General features: G+C 51.5%; 15 protein-coding genes. 11 read left to right on the top strand and 4 right to left on the bottom strand.

Annotated elements, in window-relative coordinates; genetic code table 11:
- Positions 1–13 precede the first annotated feature (13 nt).
- The 5 genes from thiC to thiD are packed head-to-tail and all read left to right on the top strand — an operon-like array spanning position 14 to position 4,898.
- Positions 14–1,600: a phosphomethylpyrimidine synthase ThiC gene (gene thiC / locus T499_RS0113440; protein WP_033151395.1), complete on the top strand. Its 1,587-nt coding sequence runs from the start codon at positions 14–16 to the stop codon at positions 1,598–1,600.
- 34 nt (positions 1,601–1,634) lie between these two features.
- On the top strand, positions 1,635–2,435 hold the full coding sequence (locus tag T499_RS0113435; protein WP_033151394.1) for a HesA/MoeB/ThiF family protein: 801 nt from the start codon (positions 1,635–1,637) through the stop codon (positions 2,433–2,435).
- An 8-nt stretch (positions 2,436–2,443) separates the two neighbouring features.
- Positions 2,444–3,577 (top strand): 2-iminoacetate synthase ThiH, encoded by a 1,134-nt coding sequence (gene thiH, locus T499_RS0113430; protein ID WP_013065566.1) that lies wholly within the window; start codon positions 2,444–2,446, stop codon positions 3,575–3,577.
- On the top strand, positions 3,574–4,110 hold the full coding sequence (locus T499_RS0113425; protein ID WP_033151393.1) for a thiamine phosphate synthase: 537 nt from the start codon (positions 3,574–3,576) through the stop codon (positions 4,108–4,110). The genes thiH and T499_RS0113425 overlap by 4 nt, the downstream gene beginning before the upstream one ends.
- On the top strand, positions 4,101–4,898 hold the full coding sequence (thiD, locus tag T499_RS0113420) for a bifunctional hydroxymethylpyrimidine kinase/phosphomethylpyrimidine kinase (protein WP_033151392.1): 798 nt from the start codon (positions 4,101–4,103) through the stop codon (positions 4,896–4,898). The genes T499_RS0113425 and thiD overlap by 10 nt, the downstream gene beginning before the upstream one ends.
- An 86-nt stretch (positions 4,899–4,984) precedes the next feature.
- On the opposite strand, the gene T499_RS0113415 is transcribed toward thiD, so the two are convergent.
- The 3 genes from T499_RS0113415 to T499_RS0113405 all read right to left on the bottom strand — a co-directional run bounded on the left by T499_RS0113415 (position 4,985) and on the right by T499_RS0113405 (position 8,101).
- Positions 4,985–5,347 (bottom strand): hypothetical protein, encoded by a 363-nt coding sequence (locus T499_RS0113415; protein ID WP_013065539.1) that lies wholly within the window; start codon positions 5,345–5,347, stop codon positions 4,985–4,987.
- Between the two features lie 256 nt (positions 5,348–5,603).
- Positions 5,604–7,142 (bottom strand): carboxylesterase/lipase family protein, encoded by a 1,539-nt coding sequence (locus T499_RS0113410; protein ID WP_033151391.1) that lies wholly within the window; start codon positions 7,140–7,142, stop codon positions 5,604–5,606.
- Positions 7,143–7,222: 80 nt separating this feature from the next.
- Complete coding sequence (locus tag T499_RS0113405) at positions 7,223–8,101, bottom strand: patatin-like phospholipase family protein (protein ID WP_033151462.1); 879 nt, start codon at positions 8,099–8,101, stop codon at positions 7,223–7,225.
- Positions 8,102–8,231: 130 nt separating this feature from the next.
- Here T499_RS0113405 and T499_RS0113400 point away from each other — a divergent pair, with 130 nt between their 5' ends.
- From T499_RS0113400 to T499_RS14515, 6 genes are all read left to right on the top strand, one after another.
- The gene (locus T499_RS0113400) at positions 8,232–9,164 is read left to right on the top strand and encodes a DMT family transporter (protein ID WP_033151390.1); all 933 of its coding nucleotides are present in this window, start codon (positions 8,232–8,234) and stop codon (positions 9,162–9,164) included.
- 33 nt (positions 9,165–9,197) lie between these two features.
- The gene (locus T499_RS0113395; RefSeq protein WP_084163200.1) at positions 9,198–10,340 is read left to right on the top strand and encodes an AraC family transcriptional regulator; all 1,143 of its coding nucleotides are present in this window, start codon (positions 9,198–9,200) and stop codon (positions 10,338–10,340) included.
- 269 nt (positions 10,341–10,609) lie between these two features.
- On the top strand, positions 10,610–12,265 hold the full coding sequence (locus T499_RS0113390) for a sulfatase-like hydrolase/transferase (protein WP_033151388.1): 1,656 nt from the start codon (positions 10,610–10,612) through the stop codon (positions 12,263–12,265).
- Entirely contained in the window at positions 12,255–13,454 is a 1,200-nt protein-coding gene (locus T499_RS0113385) for an anaerobic sulfatase maturase (RefSeq protein ID WP_052173763.1), read from the top strand. The genes T499_RS0113390 and T499_RS0113385 overlap by 11 nt, the downstream gene beginning before the upstream one ends.
- Positions 13,455–13,627: 173 nt before the next feature.
- The gene (locus tag T499_RS0113380; RefSeq protein WP_157054624.1) at positions 13,628–14,050 is read left to right on the top strand and encodes an Hsp20/alpha crystallin family protein; all 423 of its coding nucleotides are present in this window, start codon (positions 13,628–13,630) and stop codon (positions 14,048–14,050) included.
- Between the two features lie 50 nt (positions 14,051–14,100).
- Positions 14,101–14,352, top strand: coding sequence for a sensor histidine kinase (locus T499_RS14515; protein WP_198021309.1), 252 nt, complete (start codon positions 14,101–14,103; stop codon positions 14,350–14,352).
- Here the strand turns inward: T499_RS14515 and T499_RS0113370 are convergent.
- Positions 14,336–15,745 carry a hypothetical protein gene (locus tag T499_RS0113370; RefSeq protein WP_157054623.1) on the bottom strand — a complete coding sequence of 470 codons (1,410 nt, stop codon included), beginning with the start codon at positions 15,743–15,745 and terminating at the stop codon, positions 14,336–14,338. The genes T499_RS14515 and T499_RS0113370 overlap by 17 nt on opposite strands.
- Between the last annotated feature and the right edge of the window lie 97 nt (positions 15,746–15,842).

The following is a 15,842-nucleotide window of genomic DNA, read 5'->3' as shown; positions in this document are numbered from 1 at the left end:
TGTTTAATTTTTAATGATAAACGATCACAAGGCCTATGCTCAGAGAGAGAAGGCCTATATGCAAGGAAATTTGTATCCTGATGTAAAGGTGGGTATGACCAAGGTGAACCTGACACCAACGGTGACGAAGGATGCCGACGGCAAAACCCACGTAGAGAAGAACGAACCAGTGTATATCTACGATACCAGCGGTCCTTATACCGACCCCAACTATACGGTTGACCTGAAGAAGGGACTGCCACCCATGCGCCAGCAGTGGATTGCCGATCGTGCTAAGAAAGGTCAGGGCATCACCCAGATGGCGTGTGCTAAGGCAGGCATCATCACTCCCGAGATGGAGTATGTGGCCATTCGCGAAAACATGAACTGCCAGGCACTGGGTATCGAGAGTCATATCACTCCCGAATACGTACGCCAGGAGGTGGCACGCGGACGTGCCGTTATCCCCGCTAACATCCATCACCCCGAGAGCGAGCCGATGATTATCGGACGCAACTTTGCGGTGAAAATCAATACCAATATCGGTAACTCGGCCACTACATCCAGCATCGACGAAGAGGTAGACAAGGCCGTATGGTCGTGCAAGTGGGGTGGCGACACGCTGATGGACCTTTCGACGGGAAATAACATTCACGAAACCCGCGAGTGGATTCTGCGTAACTGTCCTGTACCCGTAGGCACCGTGCCCATCTATCAGGCTTTGGAAAAGGTGGATGGCAAGGTGGAAGACCTCTCGTGGGAGGTGTATCGCGACACACTCATCGAACAGTGCGAGCAGGGTGTGGATTACTTTACCATCCATGCCGGCATCCGTCGCCACAACGTGCACCTGGCCGATAGCAGATTGTGCGGTATCGTGAGTCGTGGCGGTAGCATTATGAGCAAGTGGTGCCTGCTGCATGATAAGGAGAGCTTCCTGTATGAGCACTTTGATGATATCTGCGATATTGTGGCCAAATACGATGTAGCCCTGTCGCTGGGCGATGGTTTGCGCCCTGGCTGTACAGCCGATGCCAACGATGCCGCCCAGTTTGCCGAGCTCGACACCATGGGCGAGCTGGTGGTACGTGCCTGGGAAAAGAATGTGCAGGCCTTTATCGAGGGTCCCGGACATGTGCCCATGCATAAAATCAAGGAGAACATGGAGCGCCAGTTGGAGAAGTGCCACGAGGCACCATTCTACACCCTCGGACCTATTGTTACCGATATCGCTCCTGGCTACGATCATATTACCAGTGCCATCGGTGGTGCGCAGATAGCCTGGCTGGGAACTGCCATGCTCTGTTACGTAACCCCCAAGGAGCATCTGGCCCTGCCTAATAAGGACGATGTGCGCGCAGGTATCATTGCCTATAAGATAGCTGCCCATGCAGCCGACCTGGCAAAGGGACACCCCGGTGCCACCATCCGCGACAACGCCCTGTCGAAGGCCCGTTTCGATTTCCGTTGGCGCGATCAGTTCCACCTGTCGTTGGATCCCGAACTGGCGCTGCAGTATTTCACCGAGGCTGGCCATACCGATGGCGAGTACTGCACCATGTGCGGACCAAACTTCTGCGCTGCCAAGCTCACTCACGATTTGAGGAAGATTAAACATTAAACATTAAACATTAAAGATTAAACATTAAACTTTGATGGAACTCAGTCGTGAACAATGTAGGCGTTATAACCGCCACTTGATACTGGAAGGTTTCGGACCTGAGGCACAAAGCAAGTTGCTGCAGGCCAAGGTGCTGCTGGTGGGGGCAGGGGGCTTAGGCTCGCCTGTGGCCCTGTACCTGGCGGCAGCTGGTGTGGGCACCATCGGTGTGGTGGATGGCGATACTGTGAGTATCACCAACCTGCAGCGCCAGGTGCTGCACAGCACGCCCGATGTGGGGCGTCCCAAGGTGGATGTGGCCAAGGAGCGCATGCTGGCCATCAACCCCGATGTGCAGGTTGAAACCTACGAATACTATCTGAGCGAGGCCAACGCCATGGAGCTGATAGAGCCCTACGATTTCGTGATCGACGGTACCGACAACTTTGCCCCCAAGTATCTGGTAAACGATGCCTGTGTGATGCTGGGCAAGGCCTTTACCATGGGTGGTATCAGCAAATATAGCGGACAGCTGATGACCCATGTGCCCGGTTCGGCCTGCTACCGTTGCTTGTTCCCCGAGCCCCCTGCCAAGCAGGATGTGGAGACCTGCGCCATGGTGGGCGTGTTAGGCTCGATAGCTGGCATGTTAGGTACCGTGCAGGCCACCGAGTGCTTGAAATACTTAGCTGGGGTGGGCCAGTTGCTCACCAACAGTATGCTTACCTTCGATGCCCTCAGCATGCAGTGGCAGCGCTTCGACTTTGGCAAGCGTGAAAGCTGCGAACTCTGTGGCACTCACCCTTCGATACACCAGTTGAAGGAGTATGCTTTCAAACCCTGTAAATCAAAATAAACGAAAAAATGTTTAGTGACGAACTTAAAAACATTAGTTGGCAGGAAACCACCGAGCGCATAGCCAGCATGACCGATGCCGATGTGCGCCGCGCCTTAGGCAAGAGTCGCTGCGATGTGAACGACTTTATGGCCCTGCTATCGCCTGCAGCCGAACCTTACTTAGAGCAGATGGCCCGACTCTCGCGTAAATACACCGAGGAGCGTTTCGGGCGCACCATGTCGATGTTTATCCCGCTGTATATCACCAACTCGTGTTCCAACTCGTGTGTGTACTGCGGCTTTCATCGCGAAAACCCGATGGCACGCACCATCCTGACACCCGAACAGATTGAGGACGAGTACCGTGCTATCAAGCAGTTGGCACCTTTCGAGAACATCCTGCTGGTAACAGGCGAGAATCCTGCCAAGGCGGGAGTGCCTTATCTGGCAAAAGCCATCGATATTGCCAAGCGCTACTTCTCGAACATCAAGATCGAGGTGATGCCGCTGAAGATGGAGGAATACCGCGAGCTGACCCACCACGGACTGAACGGTGTGATCTGCTTTCAGGAAACCTACAACCGCGAGCACTACCAGCTGTACCACCCACGCGGCATGAAGAGCCGTTTTGAATGGCGTTGCGACGGGTTCGACCGTATGGGGCAGGCTGGTGTACACTCTATCGGTATGGGTGTGCTGATTGGACTGGAGAAAGAGTGGCGCACCGATGTAACCATGATGGCGCACCACCTGCGCTATCTGCAAAAGCACTATTGGCGCACCAAGTACAGCATTAACTTTCCCCGTATGCGCCCGGCCCAGAACGAGGGATTCCAGCCTAACTGCTTTATGACTGATCGCGAACTGGCACAAGCCACGTTTGCCATGCGTATCTTCGACCACGATGTCGACATCTCGTACAGTACCCGCGAACCCGCTTACATCCGCGACAACATGTGTACCTTAGGCGTAACCACCATGTCGGCCGAGAGCCATGTGAACCCTGGTGGCTACCACACCTATCCACAGGCTTTGGAGCAGTTTACGGTTAGCGATGAGCGTACGGCTAAGGTGATTAACACCCGATTGAAGGAACTGGGTCGCGAGCCCGTTTGGAAGGATTGGGATGCCTCGTTCGACATGTGTAAAAAGTGTGTATGATTATCGTTATTACACGCCCTGATTTCTTCGAGGGCGAAGCCGAAAAGATTGCCCAGCTGCTGCAAAGCGGCAGGGCCGATCTGGTACATATACGTAAACCTAAAGCCAGCCAGAGCGAGGTAGAGCAGCTATTATTTTCCATTCCCACAGAGCTCTACTCGCGTCTGGTATTACACGATCATCACTCGCTGGCCATCAAGTATGGCTTGCGAGGGGTGCATCTTAACAGTCGTAACCCCGAGCCGCCAGCAGGGTGGAGTGGGGCAGTAAGCATCTCGTGCCACACCCTGAGCGAGCTGTCGGAGTGCCGCCGAAAGCCTTATGCCTACATGAGTCTGAGTCCTATCTTCGATAGCATTTCTAAGCGGGGCTATTACTCTACGTTTACCCCCGACGTCATCGCTGCAGCCCACAAGGCAGGCCTGATTGATGAACGGGTGATGGCACTGGGCGGCATTACATTCGATAAAATAACTGAAGTTGAAAAAATGGGCTTTGGAGGAGCCATGATCCTCGGCGACGCATGGAGGTAGTATTATCAATAGCCGGTAGCGACCCATCGGCAGGTGCCGGCATTCAGCAGGATCTTAAAACCATCACGGCCCATGGCTGTTATGGGGCTACGGTGATTACATCTGTCACCGCGCAAAACACGTTAGGCGTACAGAGCGCCATGCCTGTGCCACCCGAAGTAGTGGGCCAGCAGTTACGTGCCGTATTGAGCGATCTGGAGCCTAAGGCCATCAAGATTGGTATGCTGCCTGATGCCGAGGTGGCTCAGGTGGTAGCCGACGAACTGCACACCTATCTGGCGCAGCACCCCGTGCCGGTGGTTTACGATTCCGTGATGGTATCCACCAGCGGCTATCCGCTGATGGCCCCCGAGGCCATCCAGTTAGTGGTTAATCAGTTGTTCCCACTCTGTACACTCATCACCCCCAACCTGCCCGAAACTAACCGCCTGCTGCAACTCATCGAAAAGCCCGTCTCCTCGTCGTTTGTACAGGTGGCTGGCGAAACCCTGGCGCGGCATTTCGGTTGCGCTTTCCTGCTCAAGGGTGGGCATGCCGATAAGCCGCAGATGATAGATCTGCTGTTTGAGTGCGATGGCAACGTGAGCACTTTTGCCACCGAACGTATCGCTACCAGCAATCTGCACGGTACGGGCTGCACGCTCTCGTCGGCCATTGCATCCAACTTAGCCTTAGGTCACCCGCTACCCGAGGCGGTGGGTAAAGCCAAGCAGTTTATTACCGAGGCTATCCGCAAGTCGGCAGCTATCCGTATCGGGCATGGTAACGGTCCGCTACAGATGCCGTAACTTTCAGGACATCAAAAAAGGACACCCTCCGTTACCGGATGGATGTCCTACTATCCCATGGATTAGAATTATATAAATCTCTCTTTTTACTTGTTCAGACCGCGGTTGTTGAGTGTGATGTTCAACAACATGAGGTACTTCTTCATCTGCTCGGCGTTCAGAACGCGTCTCATGCGCTTAACATCAGTGTTGATGGCGTCCTTAACCATAGCCTCGCGATCAGCATTACCATACTGTGCAGCATAAGTCATCTCGGTGCTGAACACGTGGTGAATGTTCTCAACGGCAGCCTTCTGCTCGTCGGCCAGCTTCAGAGCGTCAGAGAGCTTGTTGATATTGATATCCATCTTATAAGCCTCTACGTTTGCTACAGCGTTAGTGTTCTCACCCTCGGCAAATGCGGTTGTCATACTCAGCATTGCAACTAATGTCAAAATCATCTTTTTCATCTTTTTACCCTTTCTTAATTTTACTCAGTCGGCCTTTCACGGTCGGCCTACTTTAAACATTTTTGTTATCCTTTGTTTCTTTTTGACGGTGCAAAGGTACGGCGACTTTTTGAATTAAACAAGCATTTTTATCTAATTGTGTGCGAACACAACGCTTTTATTGATACAAATCAGTTTATTGATTCAGGTCAACGATAGATACAAAAAGTCCGCCTACGAATGCAGACGGACTCTCTGTTTGTTAATACTTAATACTTTATTTAGCAGTTGTAGATGGACGTGCAGGCATAGGACCGAAGCTGAATGCGGGCAGCTTCGACTTCTCGGGCTGGCCTAAGAACGAAGCCTCGGCATCCTTCTCGTCAAGCTTGAATACCATAAACTTGGTGCTCTTGGCGGTGCAAGGTGTCCAGGCACCACCCTTAGGACCGTTAGGATCGCTGTACTTTACAAAGTTGGTCCAAGCGGTAAGCATCTTCTCACTCAGATCCCAGTCGCCCTTAGTCCAGGGGCGCCAGCAGTGCTTCAGACTCTTGAATACAAACCACAGGTCGCTTGAGTGGAAAGCACCCTTCAGGCGCTGGGTTACTTCGGGATGACTGCCATCATCGGGCAATGGACGTGCAAACTGGTAGGCCCAAGCCTTACCGCCCTTCTGCTCGCGAACCTTACAGAACTCGGCAATGTTGGGTGCCATGTTACCCATATCATCCAGTGTAAAGCCAATCATATAAGGTACGTCGGCCAGTGTGCCCTGGCGGGTGGCATCGTCAAAGCTCTTCTCGCTTACGTAGCCATCAATCATAGGCATGAATGGCAGTCCGCGCATAAATGGGAAACCGCCAGCCTGCTGCTGTCCGTCGTTGTTCACCTGATAGTACAGGGTAGGCAGGGCAAAGATAGTCTCGGTACTGGCGGCACGCATCTTCTGCAGGTCGGTCAGTCCAGCCCAGTCGAACACCTTCTTGGCGTTAGCCTCGGCCTCCTGTACGGTACCGCCACTGTAGCGGCCACCCATCATGTTACCGTTGGCATCGGGAATGCTCAGTCCCTGGGCACTCATAATCACAGCCTTGTGGAACAAGCCGCGGGCCAGGGGACTCTCGCACAGTGTACGTACGCTACCACCACCGGCGCTCTGTCCGAAGATAGTTACGTTATTGGGGTCGCCACCAAACTGGGCGATATTCTTCTTAATCCACTTCAGGGCCTCAATCTGGTCAAGGATACCATAGTTACCCGATACGTGGTTGGGGCTCTCGGCTGCCAGTGCAGGGTGGGTGAGGAATCCGAATACCCCCAGACGGTAGTTGATAGATACCAGCACTACATCCTTGGCACCCCATTCCTGTCCGTCGAACTCAGGTTCCGAACCGAAACCCTCGCGATAGCCACCACCGTGAATCCACAGGGCTACGGGCAGCTTCTTGTTCACATCGCCAGGCGCCTTGGTCCATACGTTCAGGTACAGACAGTCCTCGCTAAAGGCAGCCTCCTTACCATAACCCCACTCAGTGTAGTAGCCACCGGTATATTGGATGGCCTGATAGCTGGGTCGACCGAAGGTATCACAAACCTTCACACCCTTCCAGGGAACGATGGGCTGTGGTGCTTTCCAACGGTTCTCCTTGATAGGAGGTGCAGCATAAGGAATGCCACGATACACAAAAACTTCGGGATGATCGTCGGCCAGGATGCCTTGCACCTTGCCACCTTCGATTGTTAGAACTGGGTTTTCTGCAGCACCTGCAGACACTGCTACTAAGAGCAGGAGAGACATGAATAGTTTTCTCATAATTATTGGTTTTGTTGATAATAACTAATGGTTCCTATTTTATTCAGGTTTATTTATTGACGTAGCGTGCGACAAAAGGTTTAAACCGAAAGCAAAGTTTGGCGTGTTTTTTGTCGGCCTATGGCTATCAGCTTTTCCGATTTGTCGTAGTCGAATCCGCCGTAACGGGCCATCTGTATATCCACCAGCACATCGGGCTTAGTCAACTGGGCCATCAGCAGCGAGTTCTGACGTATCATCAGCGAGCTTACACGCGACAGCATGGTGTAATAGTTAAAGTCGAGGTGGTCGGGCAGCAGGCGGTTCAGTATCTGTTGCGATAACGAGGTGCTGCGTTTGCGCTTCTCGGTTATTTCCTGCTGTATCTCCCACTGCGCTTTGTAGTCGTGACCGCTCACGTCGATGCCTACCAGCAGGTCGCCCTCGTGGCGTTCCACACGGTTAAGGGGTATGGGGTTGGTAACACCACCATCTATCAGAATCATGCCGTCGCGGCGCACAGGCTCGTAAAAGGTAGGTAGCGAGATGGATGCGCGGATGGCTTCGAACAAACTGCCTTTGCGAAACACCACTTCCTTACCCGATATCCAGTCGGTAGCCACGGCGCAGTAGGGTATGGGCAACTCCTCAATCGGCACATCGGGCACAAACTCCATGATGGCCTCGATAATACGGCTGCCTTTTACCAGGTGGTTCAGACTGAACGAGAAATCGGTCAGCTCGAGCATTTTTTTGCGGTCGATGGTTTTCATCCACTCTCTGAAGTCCTCCAGCTTGCCTGCCGCATACACACCGCCTATCAGCGCACCCATCGAGCAGCCTGCTATTGAGGTGATATGATAGCCCTCGTTAAGCAGTTCCTCGATGGCACCGATATGTGCCAGTCCGCGGGCACCACCACTCGATAGTACCAGAGCCACATCACGCTTTGTGCTTGTTGCTGTATCCTGTTTGTTCATTGCAATCATTCTAATTTCGCGACAAAAATACAAAAAATTAGGCACGAATTACACGAATTTGCGCGAATTTATTAATTTTTTCGTGTTAATTCGTGAAATTCGTGCCAAAACATTTATCTTTGCATCCTATATGACACAACAAAGTATCTTCCAGCGTCCTGTTTGGGCTGCCCTCATGGCCTTTACCGCTGCGTTTCTGTGGGGATGGGCTTACCCGTTTATCAAACTGGGCTTTGCCGAGTTCGAGATTACTGCCGACATGACGGGCAGTAAGATGCTGTTTGCCGGCATCCGCTTCTGTATCTCGGGACTCATCATCCTTTCGATAGCCCGTTTCACCCATCGCTCGTTCCAGTTCAAGGAGGCCGCCAAACCAAATCTCATCGGTAGTGCTTTGTTTCTGTTGGGTTTCACCTTACTTAATACTACGCTGCATTACGCCGCCTTCTATATCGGCCTGTCGCATAGTCAGGGCAGTCGTGCCGCCATCCTCAATTCGCTCAGCGTGTTTACGCTGGTGCTGCTGGCCTGTATGTTCTTTAAGAGCGATAAACTTACCACCCGTAAAATCCTGGGTTGCACCATCGGCTTTGGTGGTATCCTGTCGCTCAACCTGGGGGGCGAGGGTAGTGGCCAGTTCACCCTGCTGGGCGATGGTATGATTATACTCAATGCCCTGTGCGGTGCCTTTGCGGGACTGATGACACGTGGCGTAAACAAGCGTGTAGATGTGTTTGTGGGTACGGGCTATAGTCTGGGCATCGGTGGTGCCCTGCTCATCATCCCCGGCTTGCTGCTGGGTGGCACGCTGCCCCATGTAACCCTGCTCGGACTGTTCTATCTGCTCATGCTCATCGGCATCTCAACCATCGGCTTTGCCCTCTACAACAAGCTGCTTACCTGCAATCCCGTTGGTAAGATAGCCATCTGGAATTCGCTCATCCCTGTGGTAGGTGCCGTTACCTCGTGCCTCTGTCTGGGCGAGCCCTTCCTGCCCAAGTACATCCTGGCCGCCACCCTCACCACGGCAGGTATATACATTATTAATAAAGGAAAAGTTTAAAATCGTACAATAACAAACAAAACTCATAACCTTATGCCTACAACTCAATATTTACTACTGTTTGCAGTCAACCTGGCGTTTATCCTCACCAACCTGTACGGATGGATTCTTAAGTGGTACTATCGCCCCAAAGCCTACAATGCGCATTTCCACGAGCTATTTCCTGCCCAGCGGTCGGTAGGAGTGCTGTACCTGATGCAGATTATGGAGCTGCCCTACCTGTTGCAGGTGGGCGATGCCGATGCCCTGCTGTATGTAAATGCCTTTGCCGTGCTGTTTTTTTCGCTGCAGATGCTGGTGATGTGCCACGGCTATTTCTTTGCGGCGCGAAATGCGGCCCGTGCCAGCGTGCTGGATCACAAATGGTACTGGCTGTTTATGCCGGCGGCCCTTGTGCTGGCCCCCCTGTTGCTGCAGGCTCTGGGCATGGTGAAGCTGCCCGATGGTTATCGTCCTTTGGCGTTTGTGGCAGTCAGCGTGGTGTTTGCTGCCTATTTCGCCCTGTCGGTGCACATGGCACTCAAGATAGGACAGGCCGTGCGCCGTGCCAACGAGGACACCTATGCCGATAGCGATGATTTCCCCGTGCGTTTTGCCCAGTACGTCCAGTGGTTGCCCACATTTATCTGTGTGCTGATGGCTATCAACTTCTATGCTGATAATGCCATCGTGAAAGCGGTGCGCGACGTGTTTTTTACGGGTATGAACATCTGGTTCTGCATCTTTACGCTTAACCCTTGGCGACAGCCCTATGCCGACTGTACCGATGAAATCGTTAAGGCTGCAGCCGATGATATGGCTGAACCAGCACCTGTGGCAGGCACGTTCCGTTTAACCGACGAGCGCTTTATGCAGTTGAGCCGTAAGTTGGACGACCTGCTCACCAAGGAGCGTATCTTTACCGAGCAGCACATCACCAGCGACTTGCTGACGGCACGCCTGGGCACCAATGCCACCTATCTGTCGGAGGTGATACGCCGCAGCGGTTACCAGTCGTTCTACGATATGATTTGCCAGCATCGTGTGCGCCATGCCATCAGTTTGATTACTGCCAAGCCCGATGAGCGCCTGCTGGTGATAGCCGAAGAGTGTGGTTTCTCTTCGCCGGCATCGATGACCAAGGCCTTCAAGCAGTTAGGCAAGCAGTCGCCTTCGGCCTATCGCCAACAAGGGTAGGGGGCTTTCCTTTCGGCGTATTTCTTTCCTTTTAGCGTATTTCTGCTTTCCTCTCAGCATATTTTTGATGAGGGGAAAGGTCGTTTGCGGCTATCGTGTGTATCTTTGCATCCGCTAATATTAATTATTACACCTATGATGGCTTTAGAGATTCTGCTTTACGTACTTTTCGGTGTTACCGCCGTTATCGTTTTTTACCTTTTATATAAGGTAAACAGTTTTTTCAATCCTAAAGATCGCCATGATTTAACCTCTAAAAACGATAGATAATGAACAAGCAAAACATTCAGAAAACGCTGGTGCTGCTACCTACGAGTGCACTGCTGGTTGGTTGTTTGGATGCGACCGACAACCCTGCAAACAAAATCACGCCTACGCCTAATGCCGACGGCAAGTACAACATCATCTTTATCACTACCGACCAGGAAGCCTACATGGAGCAGTATCCTGCTGGTAGCGACTATGCCGCTCGCGAACGCCTGCGCCAGCTGGGAACCACATTCGAGAAGCATTACGCCTGTGCCAATGTTTCCACATCAAGCCGCTCGGTTATCTACACCGGCCGCCACATCACCGAAACCTGTATGCTGGATAACACCAACTATGCCTTTGTAAACGATATGTCGCGCGACCTGCCTACCGTAGGCGATATGTTGCGCGATGCCGGCTACTATACCGCCTTTAAGGGTAAGTGGCACATTTCTGAAGATACCGAGTCGCTTGAGGAGTACGGCTTTAGCGACTGGACCGAAGGTGATATGTACGGTTCGGTTTGGGAGGGCTATAAAGAGGATGGCACCATTGCCGACCATGCCATCGACTGGCTGAAAAACAAAGGTAAGCAGCTGAACAACGACGGCCAGAGTTTCTTCCTGGCTGTAAACTTCCTGAACCCGCACGATATCATGTACTTTAACGAAACACCGGGCACGTACATCGCAGGCGAGGCTACACCTGCACCCGACGATCCAGTTTATAAAAAGAGCTACAATGTGCCTGTTCCTGCATCGTGGAACGAGTCGTTCGACAAACCTGGTCGCCCTGCTGCACATAAGGAGTACAACAAGCAGTGGCAGGACTGGGTAGGTCCATCGCCAACCGACAGCACAGGGTGGCACACCTTCCGCGACTATTACTTTAACACCATCCAGGATGAGGACAACCACATGCTGGTGCTGCTCAAGTATCTCGAAAAAGCCGGACTGCTTAATAATTCCATCGTTATCTACACCAGCGATCATGGTGAGATGCAAGGCGAACACGGCTTGAAGGGTAAGGGTGGTAATATCTACGAGAACAACATCCACGTGCCCCTGATTATCTATCACCCCGAGATGAAGGGCGGTCGCCATTGTTACAACCTTACCTCGCATCTCGACCTGGCACCCACATTTGTTGATATTGCTACAGCTGGCAACGTGCAGCAGTTTAGTGCTATCACTCAGGAGCTCCACGGCCACTCGCTTATGCCTGCTGTGAAGAATCCCGCTACCGACATCCGTAACAGCGAGGGTGCCCTGTTCTGTTTCGAGATGATATCCATGATTGATGGCGACTACGTGATGAATCCCAGCCTGAAGCCTGCCTATCGTGCCGATATGAACAAGCGCGGTTTTGTACGTGGCATCATCACCCCCGATTATAAGTTTGCCCGTTACTTTGCACCAGTTAAGTTCAACACACCAGCCGATTACGAAGCCTTGTGGGCCGACAACGATGTAGAGCTGCTGATGTGCGGTACCGACGAGACCGAGAACCTGGCATGGCCTAAGGATAATAACGCCAACCAGCAACTGGTAGAGCTGATGAACCAGAAACTGAACGCCCTGATACAGCGCGAGATTGGTACCGACGATGGTAGCGAAACCAAGAAAGGCTATAAGGGCGGTGTAGAAATGTACGATAAGAATAAGTATGACCAGTAGTGACGACTTGCGACACTATGCCATCGAGGTAAAGCCCGTTGGTGCGGCTTGCAACCTGCGATGCCAGTACTGTTATTATTTAGCGAAGGGTGGTGGCCATGCCGCTGGCCCTTCGCTCATGACGGATGAGGTGCTCGAGAACTACATCCGTCAGGTGATAGATATCCACGGACGATATGCCGAGATAGAGTTTGCCTGGCATGGTGGCGAGCCCACTATGTGCGGTATTCCCTTTTTTGAGCGGGCCATGGCGCTGCAACAGAAATACGGCGAGGGCCGCCAAATACTTAACACCCTGCAAACCAACGGCACACTGCTCACCGACGAGTGGTGCCAGTTCTTCCGCAATCATCAGTTCCGTATCGGCATCAGCATCGATGGTCCCGAACATCTGCACAACATCTATCGCAAGGATGCACGGGGCGAGGGCACCTTCAGTCGCACCATGCACGGTCTCGACCTGCTGCTGAAGCACGGTGTCGACTTCAATACCCTTACCACCGTAAATGCCGCCAACGCCACACATGCTGCCGAGGTGTATCAGTTTCTGCGAGGCTTTAGCAACTACATGCAGTTTTTGCCAGTGGTAGAAAATCTGCCGCAGAATGATAGCCATAAGAATGTGGCTTTGCCCCCAGGCATCTATAGCCATCAGCCTCGCAACCTGGCCCCCTTCTCTGTGCAGCCCGAAGCCTACGGCAAGTTCCTCTGTACTGTTTTCGATGAGTGGAGCCGCCGTGATGTAGGTCGCAAGTATGTGCAGGTTATCGAGGCTGCCATTGGCAACCTTACCCACCGCCCAGCCGGTTTGTGTGTTCACGAATCCGTTTGCGGCCATTGTGGTGTGATTGAGAAGAATGGCGACCTGTACCGTTGCGACCGCTATGTGTTTCCCGAGTATCGCATTGGCAATATCCTGCAGGGTTCGCTCCACGATATGATGCAAACCAACCGCAAGTTTGGCGAGTATAAGCTCGACAGCCTGCCCTCCGCCTGTCTGCATTGCGATGTAGCCCATCTCTGTTTCGGTGGCTGCCCCAAGGATCGCCTGGTAGAGCGCATCACCCTTAACGGCCCCGAACGCCGCAACTACCTATGCCCCGGCTACAAAATGTTTTTCCGCTACATCTCGCAGAAAATCAAAACACTTTTTTTGCCCATTCATAAATCAATGTTTAAACGAGTTTAAAGAATTGGCAGCAAAGTTTATCATGGTTTAAAAACAATGCCATCCTGTCCACATATATACGACAAATTGGCACTGGGCACGTATATTGCACTTTGGTATGTGAGCGCTGGAGCTAAAAAGCAAAGGTGCTCATAACATTGTTGAACTAAAAGTATAATTAGGAGGTATTGATTATGTTACCAGTAATGTTTAAAAACAGTTGGTTCCCAACAGTATTTGACGATTTCCTGAACACTGATTTTATGCCTCGTGCCAACAGTACAGCACCCGCAGTCAATGTCAAGGAGAGTGAGAAGGCCTACACCATGGAACTTGCAGCTCCAGGCATAAAGAAAGAATATTGCCGTGTAGCCATCAACGACGAGGGCAACCTCACCATCGCCATTGAGAATAAGGCTGAACACAAACATGAGGACAAGCATCATCACTATCTGCGCCGCGAGTTCAGCTACTCGAACTACGAGCAGAACTACACGCTGCCTGATGATGTGATAAAGGAGAAGATTTCTGCTAAGGTTGAGGACGGCATCCTAACGATTACGATGCCAAAGACCGAACCTAAGGAGAAAGTGACGAAAGCTATCGAGGTTTCATAAAGTGATTACGTGGCATCTTAAACTATTGGGAGCAACATCCATCAGCGGTGTTGCTCTCTTTTTTTCGTTGGCATCCACATGAGTTCCGCACACCGCTGAATATCCTTTCTGGCTTTGCGCAAGTGGTTACTGCCGAGGCCGAGCGCATTTTCGATGAGTTCGTGCAGCTTAATGAATACTACGATGGTACAGGCATCGGACTCACAGTGGCTCGCAGTTTGGCACGCCGCTTGGGAGGTGATGTGGTTCTCGACACCACCTACAACGCAGGTGCCCGCTTTGTGTTTACACTCCCTTGGTGAACCATGAGCTGGGGATGCTGGTGCGCTCGGTCATCCAGTTGGTTGACGGATCTACGGCAATCATCATTGGGGCCTCGCCGATTTTGGGGAACGAGACGGTGTACATTCGGCCGTCTTTGCCGTTGGCGCGGAAGGTGATGTTGTTAGCGTCGTAGTTATAACCGGTAACTTCGAACTCAGCCAGGGCTTTCGAGTAGTCGATGTTGCCCTGTGTGTTGTACATCGTAGCGGTGTCGTAATCCGACTCACTCTTTACCCACTTGGTGCTACCGATGGTTAACTCAAAGTCGATGGTGCCGCCCAGAGCACGGATGAATGCCTTGGTGGGAGCGGTGGTAGTGCTGATAACCTCGTCGCTGGTCTTAACACCATTCTCGGATGTTACCTTATGCGTATAGACGGTGTATTCCTCTACATCTACTACCACATCGTTAAAGTCGAAGTCGCCGATGGCACCCAGGTCTTCAATCATATAGCGCTTGGCGCGGCAAGTAGTCACCTGATACTGGTTCTCGGTGATGACTTTCTCCTGAGGCACATCGGGATTACCCACAACAGCCAGCACCAGGTCGTTGTAATCGTTGTCGGTGCCATCAATAGCATCCTCGATACCAATGTACTTAGCAATGTGATCGTCGGCCAGTTCGATATCGTCGAGCTCCAGTTCTACGTTGTCGGGCACATCAATATACACGGCGTGACCATTGGTGGTACCAACGGTTGGCAGTTGTTTGTTATTCTCGTTTCTCACATTATCCAGATAAATCTCGATTGGTGTGCCCACGGGAGCCTCAATCTTTACACCACGCATATTAACGGTCTTACCATCAGGTGTGGTCATGCCGTTAATGGTCTGGAAAAAGTTGTAGTCCTTACTGAAAATAATAACAGGATCTTCGTTGCCCACTTTCACCTTCAGGTCGTAGCGATTAAGACCACCACTGAGCAAGGGGAAGATATAGAACGAGCTGGATGGTGAAACTAATGCAACTTCGTTGCCCACCCAAATTTTCTTCTCGGGTAGCTCACTATTGATAGCGTAGAATAAGTCTGCATTCTTTTGGATGCCACTTTGAATAATATCATAGTTCCATACCGCATTGCTAAACGTAAAGTGCTTGAGCTTTAGTTTCGACACATCCCCCCAGTCGACTCCTTTTTCCAAAACTTCTACGTTGATAGTAGATACACCACGGGTTTTAGCGAGATTGGGCTCGCCTTTAGTGAAATCCCACGACTGTGTGGGACTAATCTGGCCATACTTGGTCACAAAACTATTGGTGTATGCCGCTTTTTGTGCTTCTTCGTAAGTGGGGATTGTATCCTTTGTGCATGAGGATAGAATAGATGCTAAACACAGACCTGCAGATAATACTAAAATGTTGGTTCTCATATTTACAATTTTTAAATTTTTCGGCAAAAGTACGAATAATATGTCTGTATAAACGAATTTATTAAGGATTTTTACCTAATTTGTTATATTTTAACCC

The sequence above is a fragment of the Prevotella sp. RM4 genome (assembly GCF_000701965.1).
Classification (GTDB): Bacteria; Bacteroidota; Bacteroidia; order Bacteroidales; family Bacteroidaceae; genus Prevotella; species Prevotella ruminicola.
This window is presented reverse-complemented; position numbering and strand designations above follow the sequence as displayed.